The 25,180-nt window shown below is 45.2% G+C and carries 21 protein-coding genes and 1 pseudogene; 6 read left to right on the forward strand and 16 right to left on the reverse strand.

Going from position 1 to position 25,180, the window contains the following annotated elements; genetic code table 11:
* A partial coding sequence (locus MD535_RS11800) for a diaminopimelate decarboxylase family protein (protein ID WP_390902926.1) occupies positions 1-712 on the forward strand: 712 nt, incomplete at its 5' end.
* A 124-nt stretch (positions 713-836) separates the two neighbouring features.
* Here MD535_RS11800 and udp read toward each other — a convergent pair.
* From udp to MD535_RS11820, 4 genes are all read right to left on the reverse strand, one after another.
* A complete protein-coding gene (gene udp, locus MD535_RS11805) occupies positions 837-1,595 on the reverse strand; it encodes a uridine phosphorylase (RefSeq protein WP_265675225.1) in 759 nt (252 codons plus the stop codon).
* 216 nt (positions 1,596-1,811) lie between these two features.
* Positions 1,812-4,145: a zinc/cadmium/mercury/lead-transporting ATPase gene (locus MD535_RS11810; RefSeq protein ID WP_265675226.1), complete on the reverse strand. Its 2,334-nt coding sequence runs from the start codon at positions 4,143-4,145 to the stop codon at positions 1,812-1,814.
* Between the two features lie 81 nt (positions 4,146-4,226).
* On the reverse strand, positions 4,227-5,690 hold the full coding sequence (locus MD535_RS11815; protein ID WP_265675228.1) for an MATE family efflux transporter: 1,464 nt from the start codon (positions 5,688-5,690) through the stop codon (positions 4,227-4,229).
* Between the two features lie 83 nt (positions 5,691-5,773).
* Complete coding sequence (locus MD535_RS11820) at positions 5,774-6,190, reverse strand: CBS domain-containing protein (RefSeq protein ID WP_265675230.1); 417 nt, start codon at positions 6,188-6,190, stop codon at positions 5,774-5,776.
* A 237-nt stretch (positions 6,191-6,427) separates the two neighbouring features.
* Here MD535_RS11820 and MD535_RS11825 point away from each other — a divergent pair, with 237 nt between their 5' ends.
* Positions 6,428-6,685: a hypothetical protein gene (locus MD535_RS11825; RefSeq protein WP_265675231.1), complete on the forward strand. Its 258-nt coding sequence runs from the start codon at positions 6,428-6,430 to the stop codon at positions 6,683-6,685.
* Between the two features lie 45 nt (positions 6,686-6,730).
* Here MD535_RS11825 and MD535_RS11830 read toward each other — a convergent pair whose 3' ends face one another.
* The 5 genes from MD535_RS11830 to cobA all read right to left on the reverse strand — a co-directional run bounded on the left by MD535_RS11830 (position 6,731) and on the right by cobA (position 14,084).
* Complete coding sequence (locus MD535_RS11830; RefSeq protein WP_265675232.1) at positions 6,731-8,485, reverse strand: bifunctional protein-serine/threonine kinase/phosphatase; 1,755 nt, start codon at positions 8,483-8,485, stop codon at positions 6,731-6,733.
* 193 nt (positions 8,486-8,678) lie between these two features.
* Entirely contained in the window at positions 8,679-10,148 is a 1,470-nt protein-coding gene (locus MD535_RS11835) for a NarK family nitrate/nitrite MFS transporter (protein WP_265675233.1), read from the reverse strand.
* Positions 10,149-10,291: 143 nt separating this feature from the next.
* Positions 10,292-10,630 carry a nitrite reductase small subunit NirD gene (nirD, locus tag MD535_RS11840; protein WP_265675234.1) on the reverse strand — a complete coding sequence of 113 codons (339 nt, stop codon included), beginning with the start codon at positions 10,628-10,630 and terminating at the stop codon, positions 10,292-10,294.
* Positions 10,631-10,682: 52 nt separating this feature from the next.
* Positions 10,683-13,241: a nitrite reductase large subunit NirB gene (gene nirB / locus MD535_RS11845; protein WP_265675313.1), complete on the reverse strand. Its 2,559-nt coding sequence runs from the start codon at positions 13,239-13,241 to the stop codon at positions 10,683-10,685.
* A 21-nt stretch (positions 13,242-13,262) separates the two neighbouring features.
* Positions 13,263-14,084 (reverse strand): uroporphyrinogen-III C-methyltransferase, encoded by an 822-nt coding sequence (gene cobA / locus MD535_RS11850; RefSeq protein WP_265675235.1) that lies wholly within the window; start codon positions 14,082-14,084, stop codon positions 13,263-13,265.
* Between the two features lie 416 nt (positions 14,085-14,500).
* On the opposite strand from cobA, the gene MD535_RS11855 reads away from it, so the two are divergent.
* Both MD535_RS11855 and MD535_RS11860 read left to right on the forward strand, forming a co-directional pair.
* A complete protein-coding gene (locus MD535_RS11855; protein ID WP_265675236.1) occupies positions 14,501-17,014 on the forward strand; it encodes a molybdopterin oxidoreductase family protein in 2,514 nt (837 codons plus the stop codon).
* 399 nt (positions 17,015-17,413) lie between these two features.
* Positions 17,414-17,844: pseudogene (locus MD535_RS11860) on the forward strand (regulator).
* 67 nt (positions 17,845-17,911) lie between these two features.
* Here the strand turns inward: MD535_RS11860 and MD535_RS11865 are convergent.
* The 3 genes from MD535_RS11865 to MD535_RS11875 all read right to left on the reverse strand — a co-directional run bounded on the left by MD535_RS11865 (position 17,912) and on the right by MD535_RS11875 (position 21,393).
* Entirely contained in the window at positions 17,912-19,465 is a 1,554-nt protein-coding gene (locus MD535_RS11865) for a hypothetical protein (RefSeq protein ID WP_265675237.1), read from the reverse strand.
* A gap of 337 nt (positions 19,466-19,802) precedes the next feature.
* Positions 19,803-20,228, reverse strand: a complete 426-nt coding sequence (locus tag MD535_RS11870) for a GNAT family N-acetyltransferase (RefSeq protein ID WP_390902927.1) — start codon at positions 20,226-20,228, stop codon at positions 19,803-19,805.
* A gap of 154 nt (positions 20,229-20,382) precedes the next feature.
* Positions 20,383-21,393: a glycosyl transferase family protein gene (locus MD535_RS11875; protein ID WP_265675238.1), complete on the reverse strand. Its 1,011-nt coding sequence runs from the start codon at positions 21,391-21,393 to the stop codon at positions 20,383-20,385.
* Positions 21,394-21,654: 261 nt separating this feature from the next.
* Here MD535_RS11875 and MD535_RS11880 point away from each other — a divergent pair, with 261 nt between their 5' ends.
* Both MD535_RS11880 and MD535_RS11885 read left to right on the forward strand, forming a co-directional pair.
* A complete protein-coding gene (locus tag MD535_RS11880; RefSeq protein ID WP_265675239.1) occupies positions 21,655-22,440 on the forward strand; it encodes a family 16 glycosylhydrolase in 786 nt (261 codons plus the stop codon).
* An 83-nt stretch (positions 22,441-22,523) separates the two neighbouring features.
* Positions 22,524-23,330 carry a Cof-type HAD-IIB family hydrolase gene (locus tag MD535_RS11885; RefSeq protein WP_265675240.1) on the forward strand — a complete coding sequence of 269 codons (807 nt, stop codon included), beginning with the start codon at positions 22,524-22,526 and terminating at the stop codon, positions 23,328-23,330.
* A gap of 122 nt (positions 23,331-23,452) precedes the next feature.
* Here the strand turns inward: MD535_RS11885 and moaE are convergent, their stop codons facing one another.
* Genes moaE through moaB form a run of 4 tightly spaced genes read right to left on the reverse strand, consistent with a single transcriptional unit; the run spans position 23,453 to position 25,160 of the window.
* A complete protein-coding gene (gene moaE, locus MD535_RS11890) occupies positions 23,453-23,914 on the reverse strand; it encodes a molybdopterin synthase catalytic subunit MoaE (RefSeq protein WP_265675241.1) in 462 nt (153 codons plus the stop codon).
* 1 nt (position 23,915) lies between these two features.
* Positions 23,916-24,161, reverse strand: a complete 246-nt coding sequence (gene moaD / locus MD535_RS11895; protein WP_265675242.1) for a molybdopterin synthase sulfur carrier subunit — start codon at positions 24,159-24,161, stop codon at positions 23,916-23,918.
* Positions 24,158-24,637, reverse strand: a complete 480-nt coding sequence (gene moaC, locus MD535_RS11900; RefSeq protein WP_239941082.1) for a cyclic pyranopterin monophosphate synthase MoaC — start codon at positions 24,635-24,637, stop codon at positions 24,158-24,160. The genes moaD and moaC overlap by 4 nt, the downstream gene beginning before the upstream one ends.
* A gap of 10 nt (positions 24,638-24,647) precedes the next feature.
* Entirely contained in the window at positions 24,648-25,160 is a 513-nt protein-coding gene (moaB, locus tag MD535_RS11905) for a molybdenum cofactor biosynthesis protein B (RefSeq protein WP_250616973.1), read from the reverse strand.
* Positions 25,161-25,180 lie beyond the last annotated feature (20 nt).

A 25,180-nucleotide genomic window follows, 5' to 3' on the forward strand; every position in this document is an offset into this window, starting at 1 on the left:
CGAATACGCACGCAACGTTATCGAAATCTCTCGTGAGTGTGGCGTACAACCTTTCCAAGTTGATCTAGGCGGCGGTTGGCCACGTGAGCGTGAGCCAGAGTGTCGTAGCAAAGAGCACATGATGAACTCAAACACTATCGAAGACTACGCGAAAATCGTATGTACTGGTATGTTAGAAGAGTTCAACAAAGAAGGTTTCGAGATCCCACAATTGTGGCTAGAACCTGGCCGTTACATTGCAGGTAACATCGGTACGCTACTGACTTCTGTTTACGTAGTGAAAGATGACCAAGAGATGGATTACACGTACACCATGGTGGACGCGTCTACTTACCTAGCAACGCTAGTGGAATCTCAAGAGTCTAAGAACCCGGTACTTCCTGCGAACAAGATGACTCAACCTCTCGTTGGTAAAACCACTGAAATCGCGGGTCCTATCTGTATCCCATCAATCTGGGAAAGCGGCGCAACTATGCCAGCTCTAGTACCTAACGACGTACTAGCTATCATGGATGTGGGTCACTACGCAGAATCTCAAGCGAGCCAGTTCAACTCTCTTCCACGTCCTGCAACGGTACTGGTTAAAGACGGCGAAGCTGAACTAATCAAGCGTGCTGAAACGGTTGAAGATGTATTTGCTACGCAAATCCTTCCTGAGCGTTTCAAGAAAGCAAAAGCTGAAATCGAGAAAAAGAACACAGCGAAAGCTTAATCTTCTAACTCTCTGATTGATAAAAGCCTCTCAAATGAGAGGCTTTTTTATACCTAGTATTTCTGACCAAAAAAAACCTCCACAGCGGAGGTTCTTCATTAATATTTTTTCTTTAACTCAAGTACTAAATCAGCTTACGCGCCGCTTCAACCACAATCTTAATTGAACGCGTTTCGGCTTTCTTCAACGTGTCATGGTCTGGCGTTTCTTTTTGCGTACGATTGATGATCACACCTGCCACACAACCCGCTTTCAGACCTGAGCTTGCACACATGGTCAACAAGGTTGCCGACTCCATTTCAAAGTTAAGCACACCCATTTGTTGCCATTCATCCATAGAGCCTTGGAAACGACGAACAACACGTCCAGAAAACGTATCATAGCGCTCTTGACCTGGGTAGAACGTATCACTTGAAGCCGTGACACCAGTATGTACCGTAGAGCCAGCTTCAATAGCGGCTTGTTTCATTGCCGTTGCTACATCAAAATCAGCAACCGCAGGGAATTCCATTGGGGCAAAATGTAAGCTTGCGCCATCAAGACGAACTGACCCTGTTGTTACGATCATATCACCCACATTCACATCTGGTTGAATCGCGCCTGTTGTCCCTACGCGAAGGAAAGTACGCACACCAAGTTGCGCTAATTCTTCAACCGCAATAGACGTCGAAGGACCACCGATACCAGTAGAGCATACGACCACTGTCTTACCGTCTAACTTAGCACGATACACCGTGTACTCACGTTGGCTGGCCAAAAACTCAGGCTCATCCATCAACTCTGCGATTTTTTGTACGCGAGCAGGATCGCCAGGGATAATCGCTAAAGTTGCACCTTGAAGATCATCTTGGTTTACGCCTAAATGGAAAACAGCTTGGGACATAGGGTGGTTCCTCTTATTTCTTAGTTATGGGATCAAGCTTATAAGATAACCGTGAGCCTTTCTGCCCACAGATCACACTTTAGGAAAGGTAATTGCATTGAATTACAAATTAAATCGTTTGGCATCACACTTTTTAGAGCACCAACCAATAATTAGCATAAAAACTAAACGCCCACCTCACAATGAGATGGGCATCACCATAATTATCTACTTAGCTTAGTCTAATTTAGATTTATGTCTAAGTAGACGTAATGCGTTTAAGGTCACGATGGCTGTCGCACCACTGTCAGCAAGCACTGCAACCCAAAGACCCGTCATCCCAAGCAAGGTTGTCACCAAAAACACCGCTTTTAGCCCTAATGCTAATGTCACGTTCTGTTTGATGTTATTAAGCGTGGCTCTAGACAGCTCAACCATCACTGGAAGTTCCGCTAAACGATTGTGAGTCAACGCCGCATCCGCTGTTTCTAATGCGACATCGGTTCCCCCTCCCATCGCAATACCTATGTTTGCCGCTTTCATCGCCGGGGCGTCATTAATGCCGTCGCCGACCATGGCAACTCGTTGGTGCTGAGCCAGCTCATTGACATAGGCGACTTTATCGGCAGGTAACAAACTCGCTTTGTAGTCCATACCCAATGGCGTGGCAATCGCGTGGGCGCTGCGAGCATTATCACCCGTTAGCATGATGGTATTAATACCCAGTTTAGCCAACTTTTCTACTGCTTCAGCCGCGTCAGCCCTTACTTCATCTCGCCAAGCAATAAGACCAAGTTCCTGTCCTTCATTCATTGAAGTCGTGCTTTGGTTGGTGAGTACTACCACTGTTTTGCCTTGATCTTCCAGCAGGGCGATCTGTGACTGCGTATCGGCGGTAAGTTCGAACGTCACTTTACTTGGCGCAAGCAACGCGTAATGCCGCTCATGAACAATCCCTTCAATACCAACCCCCACCAATGCTCTCTTTTCCGTGGCTTCTGGAATCGATAGACCTTTGTCTTCAACATAACGTACCAACGACGTCGCAAGTGGATGGTTAGAACCCGATTCAATAGCAGCGGCAACCTTAAGTAGCTCTTCCTGCGTAAAGTTCATTAGTGCTATCGTATCCGTTACATGAGGTCGACCAAGCGTCAATGTGCCCGTCTTATCAAAGGCGATAGCTTTTACATTCCCCAGTTGCTCTAACGCGGCACCACCTTTAATGAGAGCGCCACGTCGCGTTGCCGCGGCTAAACCAGACGTAATGGCAGCAGGGGTGGAGATCACCAGAGCACATGGACAAGCAATCAATAACAGCGCCAATCCACGGTATACCCACGTTTCCCATGGCTGGGCAAACAACAACGGTGGCGTAATGATGACGGCAAGAGACACTAACATCATAAGCGGCGTATACCAGCGGCTAAATTTATCTAAAAATCGTTCAATCGGCGCTTTACGAGATTCCGCTTCTTCAATGAGATGTAAGATCCGGTCAATCGCATTTTCACCTTGTTTCGAGGTGACTTTTAATATGACCACCTTGTCAGTCAACACAGCACCGGCCATCACATTGTCGCCAATTAGGCGTTCAACAGGCAAAGACTCACCGGTTAATGCACTTTCATCGAAGCTAGCACTAGTCGAAACCAATTCACCATCAGCTGGTAACCTGTCACCCGGTGCGACTTCAATCATATCGCCAGGCTGTAACTCTGAGGCACTTTTCTTTGAACGTACCCCATCTATCACAACGGTCGCATCTTCGGGCACTAATGACATTAAGGCCTGTACGCCACTTCTTGCTTTCGATGCTGCAAATGATTCAAGACGTTCGCCAATCAAGAACAGTAACAAAACCATGCCGGCTTCTACTGTCTCTCCCAAATACAGTGCCCCTATGGCAGCTACACTCATGAGTGTTTCAATCGCAAAGGGAGTGCCTGACTTTGCTAGCTGAAACGCTTTCTTCGTAATAGGCATTAACCCTAACAAGCAGGTGAGAACAAACAGCCATTCACTCAATTGAGGAAAAGAAGATCGACTTAACGCCGCAATGAGCATTCCAGATGAAATGGCTAAAATATGGGCATTTTCTGATACGGTTTTACGCCAGCCTGACGGCATAGGTTGTTGAACGGTATGGGGTGATGAGCCACCATTGAGCGACTGTAATGTAAAACCGACTTTCAGTACCGCAGATTCAACTTCTGACACCAACGCTGGGTCATTGACTCGAACCACCAGCTTCTCTGTGGCAAAAAGCACCTTTGCACTCACAATACCTGGAATTTTACTCATTGCCGATTCCACCTTGCGAGCACAAGATGGGCAATCCATTCCAATCACTTTCCAAGAATGCATAGACGGATTTGTTTCTAGATTTCCCTCACTAACATGAGGTTCCTCTGGTTCACTCGCGCTGCACTCACCTTGTGTCGAGCAACAACCTGATGAGCTCTCTTCATTAGCTGAAATCGCCGCGATTGTCGGCGCGCTGCAACTTGTCCCCACTGGGCGAATGGCATTAATTTTTTGAGTACGGCATGCATCATGTTTATTACACATGAGGATCTCCTTGATTGACATAAACCTGTATCTGTTAATACAAGTTTAAACCTTGGAGCTAACTCCAAGGTCAAGGATTAATTAGTCGATCATCGAAACCGGTGACGTGCCTTGTTTATTTTTCGCTACATCTTCAATTAAGACCGCATCATGAGTACAGAATGGCTGGGAGTTAACACTGGTCAAACTCGGATCTTTGTCTTGTTGGCATTGTCCCGTTCTTCTCAGTTCCACAATATGATACTTAAGAACAATCAGCCCCAACACGCCAAACACGATGTTACCAATGGCTTGCCCATAGAGAACGCCCAATGCACCAAACCAATGTGCCCCTAGATAAACAAACGGCAGAGTACCCGCCGTCGCTTTCCCCAGATTCAATGCGGTTGAATAAAGTGGCCGACCCAGGTTATTAAAAGAAGTATTCGCCACAAATAACGCACCATTAAAAATAAACGTGATCGCGACATAAGTGGCAAACGTCACCACGATTAGGGCAGCGTCCCCCGTCAAAGAGAAAGCCGCGATGACATAATCTTTGACAAGGTAAAGAACGAGGCAGACCACGATCGTGTAAGTAGTGGTAACAATCAATGAGTTACGTAGGGTTTCTTCTACCCTATCAATTCTAAGCGCGCCAAAGTTTTGTCCGATAATTGGACCTACCGCACCAGATAAAGCAAAAATAACCGCAAAACAAACCGGTATCAGACGACCAATTACCGCATAACCGGCAACAAAGTCTTCACCAAATTGTGCGATAGACGTGGTCACAATCGCATTACCTATAGGGGTTGCCGTATTGGCAATGATCGCTGGTAACGCGATGGCTAATATGACTCGGCTATTTTTGATTACTTGATTAATTTGCGGCGCGGAGAGCAATTTATGCACTTGCAGTAAAGGCATGAACGAGAAATAGAACACCGTAAAACGTGCAATCACCGATGCAATCGCTGCACCTTCAACGTTCCAACCAAAACCAAAAATGAACAATGGATCTAAGATTGCATTGACGATTCCACCATAGAGCGTTGCCCACATGGAACGCTTAGCGTCACCCGCAGCGCGCAGACCCGCACCACTTGCCATACCAAGCGCAATCAAAGGGCTACTTGGCATGATGATCCATAAATACGCTTCTGCCCTTTCATGGGCGCGCCCTTCCGCCCCTATAGCGGTCAGTAGTTCGGGAATATACGCACACATTATCGCCGTAATAATGGCACTAATGACAAAAGCAATGACTAAGACACTACTGCCTATTTGCTTAGCATAAGCGGTATTTTTAGCACCAATCGCTTTCGACATCAGTGCGCCCATGGCTATTGACGTGCCGATAGAGACGGATGTGGCGAAAAACGTTAACGTGCCAGCGAACCCCACCGCGGCGGCGAGCTCAACTTGTCCCAACATACTAATGAATAACATATCGAGCAGGTCAACAACAAATAACGACATTAACCCAATAGAACCTGCACCCGACATCACTAAGATATGGCGCATGGTCGATCCTTCGAGAAACTTGGCTGATGGCTCTGTCATTACAATCCTTTGTATCCCGTTACCAAAAAATAAGGCGCTCTCGCGCCTACTAAACCAATTTATTCATTTGAAAACAAGATGATCTACACCGGATGCTTAAAGCACTCTTTCAGATTCTTACCAATCGCCTGAAGCACATCACGACGAGAAATCATGCCAACTAAACGCCCCTGATCAATAACTGGGTATACTTTAGGCTTTCCTACTTTCATCATATCAGCGAGTTCAATGATCGACATCTCAGGTGTCACGGATAGCACTTCTTTGTACATACAATCCCCCACCGTGTGCGTATCTTGACAGTGATACGTGACCTTTACCAACTTCTCTAGAAGATCCTGCTCCGAAATAAAGCCAATGACTTTTTCGTTTTCATCAATGACAGGTCCACCTAAATGCTTTGATTCCATCACCTTATCTAAAGCGGCACTCAATGGCATATCAACGGTAAACGTAATTGCTCTTTGAGTCATATAATCTCTTACTTTTAAAGATTCCATGATGTTCTCCTTAATCCCCAATAACTTACTTTGTTATTTTCATTGTCGTCTAGTTTATCGATTTTGCTAAATCGGAATGAGTGATTTTATTCATAGGCGATACCTATGTGGCCTCACTAAACGTCACTCCTTTTCCCTAAGCGTAAGACGAAAACGACAGCTTTGCCTATCTTCCCTTTAAGAAATTTGTAACAATCTCAAAGCTGTGCCTCTGTTTCACGTTTAGGATTATTGTCATTGTTTAAGAAAATACTCGCTGTACTTGCCGATGCCGTTGAGTACCGCTCACGAATTTGGGTGGTTCACGTGTCTGAATCGCTATTAAAAGATCAGTCTTACGTGGTTAATGAAGATGGCTTCAACACCTCCTTAGAGTGGATGAAACGCAAAGGGTATTCGTCCACAATGCTCGAGCAAGTGGAAGGTATGAAACGTTCTCAAGTTCTTGTGTTTGAACTTGGTCATACTCAGCACCAGCTGATGCGAGTAAAATGAAATAACGATGTTTACTCGCTCTCGTTATCGCGTGATGGCGCGCGATTAATCTTTTATGAGTATCAAAAACTCAACAAAAGCGATAAGCGCAAACAGCACCGCGATACCTTTCCAAAACAGTACCGGACTTTTTTTCATTAAGGGTCTGGATTCTACGGCCTTCAAAAGCGCAGCGTTTGGCAAAGTAATATCGGTGACAAACTCTCCAAGCACTTGGTAGCGGGATGTGGCTTGCGGGTGGCAGGCTTTCTGTATTGCTAACTCGAACCATAACGGAACATCCTCTCTTAGTTCTGCCATGCTTCTATATTGCCACTTTTGATGCCTGGCTTGCTGCACGGACAGCGCCGTTACTTCTTTATATGGCAGTACGCCACATAGCATTTCATAGCTGATCACTCCTACGGAAAACAAATCCGATACGGTTGTTGCAGGCTCTCCAGATAAGTATTCTGGAGCGATATAATTCGCCGCCCCCAGAGGATTTTCAACACTCTGTTTTGGTTGACTTTCTTCCAGCCCTTTGACCGATACTGCCCCTAAATCGATAATTTTTATCGTACCATCAGCACTTATCATCACATTCTCAGGTTTGAGGTCTCGGTGAACCATATCTAGCCGCTGCAGCACCCGTACGGCTTTGATCAGTTCATCAATAATCGTCCTCACTTGTTGCAATGTTGGCTGTGGATTGTCATACATCCACTGTCGCAGTGTTATTCCATCTATCCACTCACATAGATGATAGAGATAAGGGGAGGACTCAGTATGAGGATAGATTTTCATAATTCGATGATTATTCACCCGACTTCCCACCCAGTATTCATTACTAAAAAACACCAGCGTATCGGTATCATCGGCGTAATGTTGGGAGGGCGCTTTAAGCACATAACGTTGCTCGGTGGCCTCTTCTATGACTTCATAGACGTGACTGCGACTGCCCGAATGTATGACTCGAGTCACTCGGTAATCGTCTATGCGATTATTTACCTTCAGCGCAGGCGGTAATACACGGTTAAGGGTTTGCTGTTGAAATTCTAAAAACGTTAATTGCGGCAACGCCTCTACCGACACAAACAAACACGTTGCGTTATCTTGTCCCCCCGCTTTGATTGCTTGCTGGCACAGCTGATTCGCCTGGTGCTCCAAATCCGTCGCAAACCCTGAAGCGGACTGAGCCTCCTGCATCACCTTACAGAGTGCGCTGTCATCAAGTACATCATGCACCCCATCGGTGGTGAACAAGAACTGGTCACCCGTATGTAATTCTATCGTTTGGTAGTCAACTTCAAGCGCTGTATCCATGCCCAAAGCACGGGTCAAGTACGCATTTTTTCCGCCATTTATTCTTTGGTGGTCACGAGTCAGCAAGCGTAATCCCCCCGCGCGAAATAGGTACACGCGGCTATCACCAACATGAAAAATATGGGCGGTATTGGACTTAAAGATCGCACTGCTAAATGTCGTCACCAAACCGTTGTGCCTAAGTGCCTCTTTCGCGCCAGACTCATACAACCAAGCATTGAGTGATTTCAGCACTTGGCTGGCACAATGCTGGACGCTCCAGCTGTCTGGCGTCGCATAGTAATCAGACACAAATTGCATCACACTGGTATGGCTAGCCTTTTGTCCATGAGAACTGCAACTCACACCGTCAGCGATACAGGCAATGGTCCCCTTAAGTTCTTGCTCTGATTTTTCCTCAGGATGACGCACGACAAATGCATCTTGGTTTTCTTGCCGCTTCCCCGTTAAAGATGCGCCACCATAACTCAGTGATAGCGACTTTTTATGTTCCATATCGGGCTTCTCCATCATTTTCGCGCCGTATCGAGAACCTTATTTGCTTAAGGATATTATTTGGCTAAAGATATTGTTTGAATAAGGATATAAAATTGCAATACGAACAAAAGCCTCGTGCTAGCGAGGCCTTTGAACGAGAGGACATGATTTCATAAACTCATGAGCCAATGCCCTCTCTCCCGATATCGAATTAATGAGAGACATTAATCAGTGTCACACTGCCATCCTCATTCACTTCAGCGATTTGTCCACTTGGCTCTTCCATAAACATGAGCGTGACAAAACCAAGAACCGCGGTTCCGGCAATGACATAAAAGAACGTCTGGTAATCAACAAATGACAATACCGTCAAATACACTACTGCGCCGACGTTGCCATACGCGCCAGTCATACCTGCAATCTGTCCAGTCATACGACGCTTGATAAGTGGCACCGTAGCAAACACTGCCCCCTCACCCGCCTGAACAAAGAACGAACATGCCATCGCCGCACATACCGCTAACCATAGTGGCCATTCGCTGTCGACTTGCCCCATCATGAAGTAACCACCCGCCAGCCCTGCCGTAAGAATAAGTAGCGTCGATTTACGACCAAATTTATCTGAAATCCAGCCGCCACCAGGTCGAGACATCAAATTCATGAAAGCATAAGCCGATGCGACCATCCCGGCTAGAACAGGCGTTAATTCAAACGTTTCCAAGAAAAATAACGGCAGCATAGAGACCACAGCAAGTTCAGAACCAAATGTGGCAAAGTAGAGCACATTTAAAACGGCAACTTGTTTAAACTTGTATTGGTGCATCTCTGGAACTGGCTTGGAAAATATCGACTTATTCACTTTCCATACTTGAGATACTTCGTACACATACAGAGCGAACAAGCCAAGATAGAACGCGTTCACTACGGTTTCACTCAACATGCCGATGTTTGATGGCGACAGTTTCCACGCGAGTAAAGCCAGTGCCGCATACATAGGGATCTTCATAATCAACAGAAAGAAGAAATCCCCTTTCGACGTCACTTCCATCGCGGTTAAGTGCTTGGGTCTAAAGTAAGTCGAGCCTTTCGGAGTATCTTGCACGCTGCGGTAGAAAACCACAGAGAACAACAAGCTCATCAGACCTGTAATTGCCACCGCGTAACGCCAGCCATCTTCGCCACCAAACATCAAAGCAAGCGTCGGGAGCGTAAATGCGGCCGCTGCCGAACCAAAGTTACCCCAGCCACCGTAGATACCTTCTGCGGTACCCAGCTCATCATGAGGGAACCATTCCGACACCAATCGGATGCCAATAACAAACCCTGCACCAATAAAGCCCAACAAGAAACGGGCTATCGCGGCTTGAATAAACGAATCTGACAGCGCGAAGACAAAACACGGAATAGAGCACACCGCGAGTAAAGTGGAGTAAACCAGCCTTGGGCCATACTTATCCGTCAGCATGCCAATGACCACCCTAGCAGGAATGGTAAGCGCGACGTTTAAAATCAATAACGTCTTTATTTCTTGAGTCGATAACCCCAGTGACGTTTTCACCATTTGCAGCAATGGTGCAAAGTTAAACCACACCACAAAGGTAATAAAGAAGGCCATCCAACTCAGATGGAGCGTTTTCATTTTTCCAGAAAATGAAAACAGATTGAACTTAGTGTTTTCCATAATAAAATCCTTTTTACTGGTCAGCGAACTAACCAGAGTTCCTTGATAAATAGTCGATTACGTCGCCTGATGCTGTGATAGCTAGCTTAAGCGGTGATGGATAACTTAAGCGGCTATTAATAACTTAAGCCGCCATAGGTAACTTAAGCTGCAATTGGTAATTTCAGTTGAACCTCGCTACCACTTACTCTCACATCAAAGCGCGTGAGCGTAACCGCTGGCTCCTCAATACAAACACCGGTATGCAAATTAAAATGTTGCTTATAAAGGGGCGATGCCACACAAGGTTGCCCCTCAAATGACCCCATAATGCCGCGAGACATCACATAGGCGTGACCAAAAGGATCGTAATTACACAGCGCATACAGCTCATCACTACGCTGGCAATAAAAAATCGCGACTTGTTTATCTTCCACTCTGGCGCACACCCCCGTGTGCGGGACCAGATCGTCTGTTGAGCAGACGGTTAACCACTGACTCATCGTGTTCTCCTTAACTATCAAAATCGCTTCGCTAATGACGTAATAATCATGGTTACACTTCAACCACATCAATACGCTGCTCTAGAATGAGCGCTTGTTTCTTGTTATTCGTTGGGAATCTTTGTTGACGAATATTGACAAACTGCAAGGTACTATCTAGCTCATCAGTATTGATAAAATGTTGGAATCGTTTTAGTTTTTCTGGATTCTCAAGCGTGGTTTTCCATTCACATTGATATTTTCCAACGTTGGTGGCCATATCGGCTTCAAGTTCCTCGGCTAGGTTAAGCTTATCGTCGACGATAATTTGTTTGAGGTACTCGATGCCTCCTTCTAAATTTTCTAACCACACCGAAGTACGTTGCAAACGATCAGCGGTGCGAATATAGAACATCAACACACGATCGATATACCGTATCAAGGTTTCTTCATCGAGATCCGTTGCCAATAAATCGGCGTGACGAGGGCGCATACCACCGTTACCACATACGTATAAGTTCCAGCCTTTATCTGAGGCAATCACACCAATATCTTTTGACTGAGCTTCGGCACATTCGCGGGTACAGCCTGAGACTGCGAATTTAAGCTTATGGGGTGAACGTAACCCCTTATAACGATTCTCAAGGTCAATGGCTAAACCCACACTGTCTGCCACGCCGTATCGACACCATGTACTCCCCACACACGATTTAACGGTTCTGACGGATTTGCCGTAAGCATGCCCCGTTTCAAAGCCAGCATCGACCAATCGCTTCCAAATCAGCGGCAGCTCGTTTAATTGAGCGCCAAACAAATCCACACGCTGGCCACCGGTTATCTTGGTATACAAATCAAACTCTTTTGCCACTTGCCCCAATACAATTAGCTTGTCTGGCGTAATTTCCCCCCCAGCAATACGGGGAACAACCGAATAAGTGCCATCTTTTTGCATGTTGCCAAGATAGATATCATTGGTGTCTTGCAGCTCCATATGCTGCTCTTCCAAAATGTAGTCATTCCAGAATGACGCCAATATTGAGCCAACGGTCGGCTTACAAATCTCGCAGCCAAGCCCACTGCCGTGCGTTTCCAGTAAATCATCAAACGTTTTGATTTGGTTGACGCGCACAATGTCGCTCAATTCTTGGCGCGAATAAGCAAAGTGCTCACAAATATCGTTATTGACTTCAACACCGAGGTTAAGTAATTCGCTGTCTAGAACTTGTTTGGCAAGAGCGGAACAACCGCCACAACCCGTAGACGCATTCGTTGTCTCTTTTAGCGCGGCCATCGTATTACAACCACTTGCCACCGCTTGTTTGATGTCCCCTTTAGTCACATCAAAACAAGAACAGATTACGGCCGAATCTGGCAATGCATCCACGCCAAGTCCTGTCGCGCTATCGTCTGCGACATTTGGTAGAATCAGCACGGATGGGTTTTCTGGTAATGGCATATCATTTTGTTTAAGCTGCAACAGCGTCCCGTAGGCGTCCGCGTCACCAACTAATACCGCCCCAACGATTTTACTGCCATCTTCAGAGACAATTAAGCGTTTGTAGACTTGTTCAATTTCGTCATTATACGTGTAAGACTGCGCGCCCGGTGTTTGCCCATGCACTTCGCCAATACTTGCCACATCTACACCCAACAGCTTGAGCTTGGTACTCATGTCCGCGCCAATAAATAACGAATCCGACTCGCCATCACTCAAAATTTGTGACGCCGCTACTTTTGCCATTTGGTAGCCCGGAGCCACTAAGCCAAAAATTTTATTATCCCATAACGCACATTCACCTACCGCATAGACATCTTTGATATTGGTCTGGCAGTTGTTGTCGATCACAATGCCACCACGCTCACCAATGGCGATATTTGACTGCCTTGCCAATTCATCTTGTGGACGGATGCCTGCGGAAAAAACAATCACATCCGTTTCAAGGTGAGTACCATCTGCGAAGTTCATGCGATAGCGAGAATGGCTACCAGCAACAATCTCTGTGGTCGCTTTTTGGGTATGAACGGTGACGCCAAGATCTTCAATCTTTCGCTTCAGTAACGCACCGCCACCATCATCTAATTGCACCGCCATTAAACGAGGGGCAAATTCAACAACATGAGTTTCTAAACCTAAATTTTTAACGGCATTTGCCGCCTCTAAACCTAGCAACCCACCACCAATCACTACGCCACTTTTTCCCGTCTTGCTTGATGCCTCAATGGCATCCAAATCTTCAATGGTTCGATAAACGTGGCAATGTGCCTGATCATTACCAGGGATCGGTGGCACAAACGGAAATGACCCTGTTGCTAATACCAGCTTGTCATAAACTTCACGTCGACCACTTTGCGTGACAACGGTTTTAGCGTCTGTATCCAGTGATACTACTTTGTCATTGAGTACGAACTGAATGCCGTTTTCTTCGTAGTAATTGCCATCGGTTAGTGCCAGATCACTGGCCCCTTTGCCTTCATCAAAATAACTCGTGAGCTGCACTCGGTCGTAAGCCAAACGTGGCTCTTCTGAAAATGTAATAACCTGAAACTCTGCCGTTTCAGACGAAATAATTGAATCAATAAACTTGTGGCCAACCATTCCATTGCCAACAACAACTATTCTCTGCTTACTCATCATCCATTCCTTTTAATAATATTAAGCGGTCAGTTTTAATTTTCGCAGTTCCTGCTCGACTGCTGACTCATTCGATACCGCATTGATTGAGCGCTGCGCCAACCACTGCATTTTTTCTGCTACCGTCACTACCTGACCAATCACTATCAAGGCCGGCGACTGCACCTGATGCTGTCGCTTAAGTGAGTCCAATTCGCCCAATTTTCCGATAAGCGTGCGCTGTTCAGGACAGCAACCTTTTTCAATCAATGCCACTGGCGTATTTGGGTCCATGCCAGCGTCAATAAGCGCCGCGGATATCAGCCGCGTCTTAGTCAATCCCATATAAATCACCAGCGTTTGATTTAATTTGGCTAAGGCATCCCAATGCACGTCTAAATCATGTTCAGCATGCGCGGTGATGAATGTACATCCCTGCGCTAAGCCACGATGGGTAAGTGGGATTTGCGAATACGTTGTGCAACCCGACGCCGCCGTAATGCCGGGAATGACCTCAACGTCAATACCATGTTGACGAAGCCACAACATCTCTTCACCACCGCGACCAAACACAAACGAATCTCCTCCTTTAACTCTGCAGATTCGCTCACCACTATTCACTCGCTCTAATAATGTTTGGTTGATCTCATCTTGAGTCGAACTGTGACAACCTTTTTGCTTGCCGACAAAAATTAACGTTGCGGTACTCGGGAATAGCGCTCGAATCGGCTCGCTGACCAAATTATCAAATATGATCGTGTCTGCGGCTTGTATCGCTTTCATTGCTTTAATGGTTAGTAGGTCGGGATCTCCCGGACCTGCACCAATCAGCGAAACAGTGGCGTGATGGCTGAATCCTTTCATATAACACTCCATGATCATTCAATGACTCACTGTCATTTTGTCTACTATGGCTGGAGCAAAGACAGTGCCAACATCATAAAAAAGAGGGGAAGTAATTTAAAAAAACACTAATAAACAGCAATTTAAAAAACAAAACACGCAAAACCACCAATAAGAAACATGTCACCAAAAATACAACCAACATCAATTTTTGAGCACTTTTAGTGCATTTACCTCCAAAACAGTGCATCTACTCAACTTTATCCCAATAATTCACCCAAAACACCCATATACCACTTTAGTGGTATATGGGTTACTATTTGATTTATATGACGTTTATTTTAAAAAATGCTTGAAGAAGCACTTTAAGGTGATATGGCGCGGAACTTGCTCTCTTATACATATAGTGGATTAACTCTGAACTGAGAGGGAAAGTTATGGATGATGGTAGTTGGACTAAATCAACATGCCCGTATTGTGGCGTCGGATGTGGAATAGAAGCACGACCTACCGCGAAAGGATTGCTAGAAATAAGAGGGGATAAGTCTCATCCATCAAACTATGGCAAGCTTTGTAGCAAAGGTATTGCGCTAGGTGAAACGGTGATTCAAGATGGACGAGCACGTTACCCACTCTTCCGTTCACAGACGAAAGTAGCCACGAATCGCAACGAGATCGCTAATCAGACACACGTAGACACGATCAGTGATTGGGAGACCATCACCGAACATGTCGCGACACAGTTTACCCGCACCATTGATCAATACGGCCCAGACTCCGTCGCCTTCTATGTGTCAGGACAACTGCTTACCGAAGATTACTACGTGGCAAACAAGCTGATGAAAGGCTTCATAGGCAGCGGTAATATCGACAGTAACTCGCGGCTATGTATGGCATCGAGTGTTGTAGGCCATAAACGGGCATTTGGCTCCGATACGGTTCCCATCTGTTACGACGATCTAGAGCAGGCTGAACTGGTGATCATCACGGGCTCAAATCTCGCGTGGTGTCATCCTGTGTTATTTCAGCGTCTTCGCCTCGCAAAACAGCAAAACCCAGCCATGAACATTGTCGTTATTGACCCAAGAGAAACGGCCACCTGTGAGATCGCCGATCTGCACCTAGCCCTTAACTCTGGCTCCGATGTGGCGTTGTTCAATGGTTTATTGGCGTATCTTTATACTCATCAAAGCCTTAATTATGACTATATCGATGCGTATACCGACGGTTTTGATGCCGCGCTGAAGATGGCTAACACGGAGAAAAACACCCAAGAGATAACAGGGCTTGATTTAGAAAAGCTTGAGCGTTTCTATACATTATTTGCCAAGACTGAAAAGGTCGTCACCGTCTACTCTCAAGGCGTGAATCAATCCAGCCAAGGCTCTGACAAAGTGAATGCCATACTTAACTGCCACTTAGCGACGGGGAAAATTGGCAAACCTGGCGCAGGACCCTTTTCTGTTACTGGTCAGCCAAATGCAATGGGCGGTCGAGAAGTGGGCGGCCTTGCCAATACCCTCGCCAGTCACATGGAGTTTTATAACCCACAACACCAATCTCTTATTCAAGATTATTGGCAAACCAGCCAACTGGCCACCAAGCCCGGATTAAAAGCCATTGAGCTGTTTGATGCCATTGAATCTGGCAAAATTAAAGCGGTATGGATCATAGCCACCAATCCCGTAGTGAGCCTCCCTGATAGCCAAAAGATCCAAGCAGCACTGCGTCAGTGTCCGTTTGTCGTCGTGTCGGACTGCATCCAAGATACGGAAACGACCCAGTTCGCTGATGTCATCCTCCCCTCCCAAGGTTGGAGTGAAAAATCAGGTACCGTAACGAATTCAGAGCGACGGATTTCACGCCAACGTCGCCTCCTGCCAAGCCCAGGGCTGGCAAAACCAGATTGGTGGGTCATGAGTCAGGTGGCGAAAAAAATGGGCTTTGCCTCAGCGTTTAATTATTTGCATGAAGGACAAATTTTCAGCGAATACGCCACAATGACAACACTCGGCAATGATGCAGGCCAACGCGACCTCAACCTGATTGGTCTCACGTCGCTTGATGATAAAGGCTATAGCCGATTGTCCCCCCAGCAATGGCCTGTCACGGAGCGACAATCTGAGATCGTCAACCAACGTTTATTTAGCGATAATCAATTTTTTACACCCAACAAGCGGGCGCAATTTATTGCCGTTCGCCACCAGGCACCAAAAAGTAGCCCCTCTGTTGACTTACCGCTGATCCTTAATAGTGGGCGAGCTCGCGATCATTGGCACACCATGAGCCGTACCGGATTGTCCACCAGCCTAGCAAGCCACTCACCTGAGCCGTATGTCACGGTTCATCCCGATACCGCGCAACGCTTCGGCGTTAAGCATGGGCACATCGCCAGCATAAACAACAACCAAACAGCCATTCAAGCCCGTGTTCATTGTTCTACCGCTATGACACCAAACCAGCTGTTTATGCCGATACATTGGAATAACTCAACCGCCAGCAACGGTAAACCTTGTTCGCTCATTGAGCCAAACTCAGACGTTAACTCTGGTCAACCTGAATTCAAACACACGCCAGTATCCCTATCTGCATGGCCACAACGGTGTGAAGCTCTGCTCTTTAGCCAACACGCTTTGAACCTGAGTAATATCGACTATTGGGCGCAACAAAAGGTCGCCGATGGGTATTTGTACCGGATTGCGTCGCAGCAAAACCCAATGCAGTTGATCGTAGCACTCACGGATTACATGCATATAGAAGGAGAGAAAACACTATCGGTGGACGGGAGTGACGCTTCGCTTGGGTTTAGACAGGCACACCTGACATCACAATCGCTTCACTGCGCCTTCGTGGTAAAAACCACCCTTTCGGAGCTCGATATTGACTGGTTTATGACGCTACTTTCAGAAGCTAACAGTGAAGCCTTAGAAGAGCACTTTATGAAGGCATAGCGTAAGGTCACCAAGATGTTACGCAGGCGGTACAAGCAGCATCAGCATGATGCTGCTGCTGCCTATTGACTCGTGATGTTGGCGTGAGTCCACGTAACATTCTGATGTGGGTTGATACCGTTCACGCGTTAGGGGCCTTCCATAAACCATCATTAATCGAATTAAAATTCAAAGTAAAATAGATCACACAGACACGTTTCTGGACAAAACCTTGCCAGTGCTTTTGCTAAATTGTAAACCATCAGCAACTAGGGGGGAAAATCTACTTGTGAAGAGCTAGTGCGGTGAGTAGCATCGCACTAGCAAAGTATTGGTTTAGGTGCGCACTATGTCCACTTATATTTAATGGTGCATACATCCTTAACTCAGTTCAACCTCTTGCATTTAGAGGTTTTATCTGTGAAGTGTCGCGAAATGAGTAAGAATTACATTTTTCGAGAGTTAGAGTGCCAAATGACCAAGGAAGAGGTCGTTAAACTGTGTTTTAAAACTGTCAGGGCCGTCACAGGTTGGGGTGGGGGAAAACCAATCCCCCCGAATGCAAGAGGCTTATGAGAATGGCCAAAGGTCGGGAACTCAGCGTTAGTGAAGATTGGGAACAGTTTAAAATGTTATATGACAGCATGGAGCTGCCGACAGGCCAAGTAGTTAGGCCACAACAAATCTTAGCAGGGATTGCGCTATTAGGTATTCAATCGGAATTAGAAATTAAGACTTCAACGCATCTACTAAAATTAGCAAGAGCTTTAGCTAAGGTAAGAGAGAGAGAATGTAAGGTAAGAAAAAGCAGCCATCAGGCTGCTTTAATGTGTAGTTCTAACGACGTTTAGGTTGGGTTTTCTTTCTCATATGAAATTTCTCCAATAGTCATTTAAATTGCGCAAAATCTTAGTTGTTCTATGGTTTGTCTGAACAGGTACCTGTTGGTTTAATAGCTTCAGAATCAATATTGTCTTCAGAATCGTCTTCTAGTTTTTCACTAGCATCTAATAATTCATTATCAGATGAAGTTTCATCTTCATCTGATACAACTTGTATCATACTGATATCTTTTTCGTCTACTTCTTTTTCATGGTCATGAGCGCTTTGCTGCATTTTAGTTATAAATGGATAGCCATATACTTCCGCAAATGCTGACAAGAATTGCTCTGTGTTTCTAAACTGTTTGAATAAAGGCCACTCTAAGTAAGCTCTTTCACAAATTAAGTCACTAGAAACACCGATTTGAAGCATCAGTGCATGCGCTTCATCGAAATCATCTTCTAATACCGCAGCTGAAAGCCTGAAGTCATGTATTGAAGCTGACCAATCTTGTGAGCGCAAGATTTTCTTAGCGATATCTTGCGAACCTGAAAATTTATGCGCTATAACAAGATTTGTGAGGTTGATTTTCTGCATAAGATCAGTTTTGGAGCGAGCAGTATGCCTTACAAAGTCCGCTATATTTATCGCGCGAGCCCACTTCTCATCGTTCAAATAATCAAAAACGAAATGGTGTAAGGCATCATCAGACAGTTCAGTTTCTTCTGGTAAAACCTTACGCCAAAGTACATTTGCTAATTTAATCGCTACTTCACTCATCACATCTAATACTTGTGTGAGGTAACTATAAGACAAGGTTAGCTTATCGCCAACTTTCACGTTCTTTAGATCGCACTTATGTTCAGAACAAATTTTAATATATTGCTCACTAACAATGCCATCACAGTGCATGAACAAGTTTCGGCGTTGAGTTGCTTCAACAAATACAGCCCAGTTCTTAAAATCCTTTAGTGTCTTAATACTAAATTGTTTCTCTAATTCATCAAATTGTTCGACGTAACTTTTTCGCCTAAAATTTTCGATATCCTCAGATAGAATGCGTGTTTTTAAAGTATCGATATCTGCATATTTGAGAATGTCACTAAAAGGTACATTTTTTGAAATTGACTGATATAAGACAGGCTTTTTTTCATAAATCGAGGCTAATAGCTCGCCAGTAAATGTATCGAAATCACTAAAAACATTTAAAAACAAAGATTTGACTAACGTCCTTGGTACCTGTGACTTTACATATCGATCAGACAGCCGATTCGTCTTCAAAATTATCGAAGCACTCATTGTTTGACTCGATTCATCTTTGGCGTACTGATCAGCAAGCTTATATTGTTCTAATATAAAGTCGCTTTGCTTCTCAGCTTTATCAAACGCTAACGGCACGAACTGTTCTAGTGCTTCTTCTACATCAGCTACCGAGTGAATGAAACGATAGGTACAAGTTATAATCGGATCTTCAAAAATTTCATCATTTGAAGCAGAGCATTGCTCACATTCCGAATTTTCTCCTTCACAATGAGCACATTCTTCAGTGCACTCATCATCTATATTGGCTGTTTGTTCTGCTTGTTCAGTTGACTCTTCAGTATCAACTGCTTGGAGAATTTCTTCGGAATGATTTTCTTCTTTAAACATGTACTTAAAGCTCATATAGTTAAAATAGTTAGGTGAGCGATTGTATTTTACTTATTGCTTACATTCAATGTAATGATATGCATTTGTTGACTCTTAAATCAAACTCATATTGATAGGGCTATCATTAAGTTGAGACTGCCCAAATGTTGAGACTTAGGTCGAATTTACCCCCGTGATACAACACGGGGATTGACGACGACAGCATTTGAAGAATGGATAACTTTTAGTAGGGCAAAACCCCATGAACAGGATATGAATGAGTCAAAGGTCTAGCTTACAATGGGGCAAAAATAATTTAGACCAACCACGCCTACCCGTTAAACCCGCAGTGAGAGTGTCAGGATATGCGCATGACTTTATGGTTTGGCTCCGACTCTGTATCAACCTCTGACCAACCCAGTGATTGATACAGGGCTGGAACATTTGTGTATGCATACAGACCAGATTTAGAGGGGGTGAGTTGTCTTTGAGCATATCGAATCAACTGGCTTGCTATTCCTTGCCCACGGAAGTCACACCTAACATAGACGGCGTTAAGCCAAACGACTTTATGAGTGCATCCCGGCTCTTCAAATAGCGAAAAAGCTAAGCCACCCACTAGCTGACCGTCTGATACCGCAGCAATGGGTAATGGCACTTCTGGATTTAAAATGCCTAAGTCACTCTCCTTAAAGTCAGACCATTTAGAATGAAACATGGACGCTAAGGCACTAATTAGCGGCGAGTTTTCATCGACTTGCAACAAGCTGATTTTAGGCATCATTCATTTAATTCCTTGGAAAATGAATAAAACGATGAACATGACGGCAGGCACAATAGCGGGTAACCAAAACGAGCGCTCTGGTTACTCAGAAGGCAGCCCGCTAGCGCCTAGATAGCCGTTTGCTCAAATAATACGGCAAACTGCTATTCATGACTTAGCACGTTTTCAAAGGCTGGCTTAAATCCGTCATATAAGTGTTACGACAATACGCTGACCAATACGATTCAGCTTTTGACACCGACAATGAATAATCGCCTGACATGGTGAACAGTGCCGCGGCTAGCGTTGCCACGACGGTATTAGCCATGAGTTGCCATTCTTCTTGCGGCGTCTCAAACGGACAATATTTCGGTACTTCTCTGTCCTGCATGGTCTCTTCAATATAGGTTGAATGCACCGAATCGCCTTCTACCCACCACACGGTTTGACTTACCTTAGGGTTAAACTCCGTTTCCCCTGACTGTCCTTTAAAAGACAACATACGCTTGTATTCATGTTCACTGCCGGCATGACGAACGAGTAAGTGCTCGATTTGTGCATGTAACTCTTGAAAACCTGGATGAAAGCTGCCTCTCATTCCATAGGGGGCATTTGCCGGGTTCAGTGCTCTTATCACTGTATTGATAGGCGTTCTTAATCCGTAACGATGCTTCCAATCTAGCATTCGTTTCGCTAATGGCGAAACGTGACTCAACGGTAAATAAGCGATATTTTGCTGCGCTAACATTTGCCCAGCATGCTCAATGTCGTCTGCCTTGGTGATATTGAGTGACGACAGGCAATCGCGAGCATGAATACGCTCACTTTCTTTATCCAAATCGCCATGGAGTAACACTTTTACGCCATTTTCAGCGAGAATACTTGCAGCCAATAAATGCCAAGGCTTACCAGACGTTTGGCCAACTCGCTTACCTGCGTATAGTGGCCAGTCGAAATCGGCTTGTACCTGATGATTCTTCGGCTTCAGTGCCTCCACAAAACCTGCGATTTCTTCGGCAGTTTCATCTCTCACTCGAATCAGCATTAACAACATCGCCACTTGATCATCGTCGATCTTACCCTCGACATATTGCTCCATAACCAATCTGGCTTGTTCCTGCGTTAGTGGGCCTCGACCTCGTGAGCCTCGTCCAACGGTTCTGATACATTCTTTAATAATCGACAAGTTCATTCCCTATCTTGCGTTTAGTGACACTGATAACCTGATTGTAATTCAGCAAACGCGACTCGTAACCCTAATTTTTGACTCACCGCTAAAAATGCCCATTTCGACAGTCACTTAGCAACCAAATATTGAAAATAGTAAGCTTGCGTTACGTCATCTTATTCGTTTTTCTCAAAAACTAGACGTCAAACACTCGGAAAAACCGTCACACTAATTAATGTTCACGGAAGAATAACGCCAACCAACTCAAGGAAATCGTCAATGAAAAAGCAATCCCTACTCCTCTTAACTGCCGGCCTCACTTCATTGTCTGCAACCGAGACATTCGGTGTTGAAGTGCCATTTTCTGACGACTTTCATCAACTCGACGATCAACGTTGGTTTCTCGCTCATGATTGGGAGAATGGCTTTCCGTTTCTCAACCGTTGGCAAAATAGCCAAATCGATTTTGGCCCTGAAGGGATGGCTATACATTTGGAAAACACCGAAGACAGTCATGGTTACTTAGATATCGTGTCCGGTGAAATACGAACGCTCGACTTTTATGGTAATGGTTGCTTTCAAGTCGACATGAAACCTGTCAAAGCGGATGGAGTGATCAGTGCCTTTTTCTTATTCGCCGGCCCTCATGACCAACCTGACGGGGGCAATGGTTTACACAACGAAATTGATATTGAATTTCTCGGTTCTAATACCAACCTTGTTCAATTCAACTTCTGGACCAACGATGACAATTACCAACAGAAAAATGAATATATTCACTATCTAGATTTTGATGCCGCTGAAGACTTTCATACCTACGCTATTGAGTGGAATCGACGCGCAATCCGCTGGTTGATTGATGGGCAAGTCGTCTATAAAGTCAGACACTCAAAGCGACTGCCGATTCCGATGAAATCCGATACTAAACTCCGAGCCATGATGAACGTATGGGCCGTCAACTCAGAAATCAGTAATTGGGCTGGACAGTACAGCACTGAGATAGGCATCAAACACTCAGCCTACTATCGAAACTTTCTTTACAAAGCGTCTCGATGTCACCAATAGTATGGCGACGATTGATCCCACGCCCTATGCCATAAAAGTGAATCACTCTATAATGCGTGCGTACCCTTTATGAGAAAGCAAAAATGCCGACCAACGAAATAAAATTTATTGCCTCCGATATGGACGGGACCTTGCTTAACCCACAAGGAAAACTTGATACCGATTTCTTTAACCTACATCGTCAACTTAACGATAACGGCATCATATTTTGTGCGGCTTCAGGTCGTCAATACTACAGCCTATTAGAAACCTTTGCGCCAATCCAAGACCAGATGATGTTCATCGCTGAAAACGGCACACTGGTCATGCACCAAGGTAAAGAGCTTTACAGCTGTGAAATAGAGAAACACGCTATTCATCGTATTATTAGCGAAGTTCGCAAGATTCCTAATGCGCATATTGTACTTTGTGGCAAGCGAACGGCTTATATAGAAACACAGGATGAGCAGGCGCTTGAAGAAATGGCGAAATACTACCATCGCCGTGAATCTGTCTCCGATCTACTCAGTGTTGAAGACGACTTTATTAAGGTCGCTATTTGTCATTTTGACGGCACAGAACAACATGTATATCCCGCTATAAATCAAGAGTTTGGCCATGATCACCAAGTCGTGGTGAGTGCCAAAATCTGGCTTGATGTGATGAATGTCGAAGCCTCAAAAGGTACAGCGATTCGTCATCTCCAAAAAACACTTGGCTTTACGCACGAACAAACCATGAGCTTTGGTGATTACTTTAATGACGTTGAAATGCTGCAAGCTAGCTATCATTCTTACGCCGTCGACAACGCCCATGAAAAAGTCAAAACGTTCGCAAAATTTAATGCACCAAGCAACGCCGAACAAGGTGTACAACAGGTGATTAGTGCGTACTTAGCCACGCTTAAATAGCGTGGCAGGCTCTACTATTGCGTATAAACACATTGCGCATAAAACTTGCGTATAAGAATATCGCGCACAAAAAAGGCACGGTTAACCGTGCCTTTTTTGTCATGGATATTAATGCTTTTGGCTCAATCTTCTTGTTGCCATCTTGATGCTGCTTGGGCGTCTGACTCTCTTGAATCAACCCAGCGCGTCGACTGAGTCGTGCGTTCTTTTTTCCAAAAGGGTGCTTTGGTTTTCAGATAATCCATCACAAACTCGCACGCTTCAAACGCCGCACCACGATGCGCACTCGATACCCCAACAAACACGATTTGATCGCCTGCGTCCATATCACCAACACGATGAATCACACGGATTCCGTTGAGTAACCAACGGTTTTCAGCTTCATCACAGATCGCTTCCAGTGACTTTTCCGTCATACCTGGATAGTGCTCGAGTGACAGCCCCACGACATCGTCTCCCAGATTCATATCTCGAACCTTGCCGACAAACGTGACCACAGCGCCTGATGCGGTACCTTGAGCTAATGCATCATACTCTTCACCCACGTTAAAGTCGTCGGCTTGTACTGCTACTCTAGGATTCATATTAGCCACCCGTTACAGGAGGAAAAAAGGCAATTTCATCACCATCATTCACCGCTTCAGTCATCGCAACAATATCTTGATTACGCGCAGCCAGTAACTTGCCACTTTCAAGAGCAAGTGACCACTTACCTTCTTGATTGGCTAAATGGGCTCGTACCGCTTCGATGGATGAAAACTCACCTTCAAGCTCGACGCTGTCAGTACCTAGCAACTCGCGTGTTTGTGCAAAAAACAGTACTTTAATCATGATTCCACCTTGAAATGTCCCGACTTGCCACCTGTCTTTTCAAGTAAGCGAACGTTCTCGATCACCATATCTTTCTGCACAGCTTTACACATATCATAGATCGTCAAAGCCGCCACAGACGCCGCAGTGAGGGCTTCCATTTCTACGCCAGTTTTACCCGCCAGCTTACACACAGACTCTATACGAACTTTGTTTTCGGCTTCGATTGCTTCTAGTTGAACTTCAACCTTGGATAGCAGCAACGGGTGACATAGCGGAATAAGATCCCATGTTTTCTTCGCTGCTTGAATACCCGCGATACGGGCAGTCGCAAACACGTCACCTTTGTGATGATTTCCAGAAGTAATCATCTTTAATGTTTCAGGTGCCATGTGAACAAACGCTTCTGCGCGAGCTTCGCGTACGGTTTCTGCTTTGGCAGAAACGTCCACCATATTGGCTTCGCCTGACGCATTAATATGAGTAAACTCTGACATTCCAGCTCCCTTAGATACTTAGATGTGGCATAAAGTTACAAGGGCGGTGGCTCGCGTCCATCTGCTGCTTAATAATTTTCGTCCAACCAGTACGGCAAGCACCTGTTGAACCTGGCATCGCAAAAATCACCGTGTGATTCGCAAAACCTGCAATAGCGCGAGATTGGATCGTTGAAGTCCCAATTTCTTCATAAGAAACTTGACGGAATAGCTCACCAAAACCTTCCACTTGCTTATCAAACAAAGGAACTAAGGCTTCTGGCGTGCTATCACGTGATGTAAACCCTGTACCACCCGTGATCATCACGGCCTGTACCGATTCGTCTGCAATCCACTGAGAAACAATGGCGCGAATTTGGTAGATATCATCGATAACAATTTTCTTGTCTGCAAGGGTATGACCTGCGTCTTGCAAGTTCTCAACTAAATAGCGACCCGATGTATCATTGTCTTCTGTACGTGTGTCAGAAACGGTTAACACTGCAATGTTAGCAGGCACAAATTTGCTTTCTGCGTGACCCATGATTTGTTCACCCTATCAAA

It is taken from the genome of Vibrio qingdaonensis, from assembly GCF_026191675.1.
GTDB lineage: Bacteria > Pseudomonadota > Gammaproteobacteria > Enterobacterales > Vibrionaceae > Vibrio > Vibrio qingdaonensis.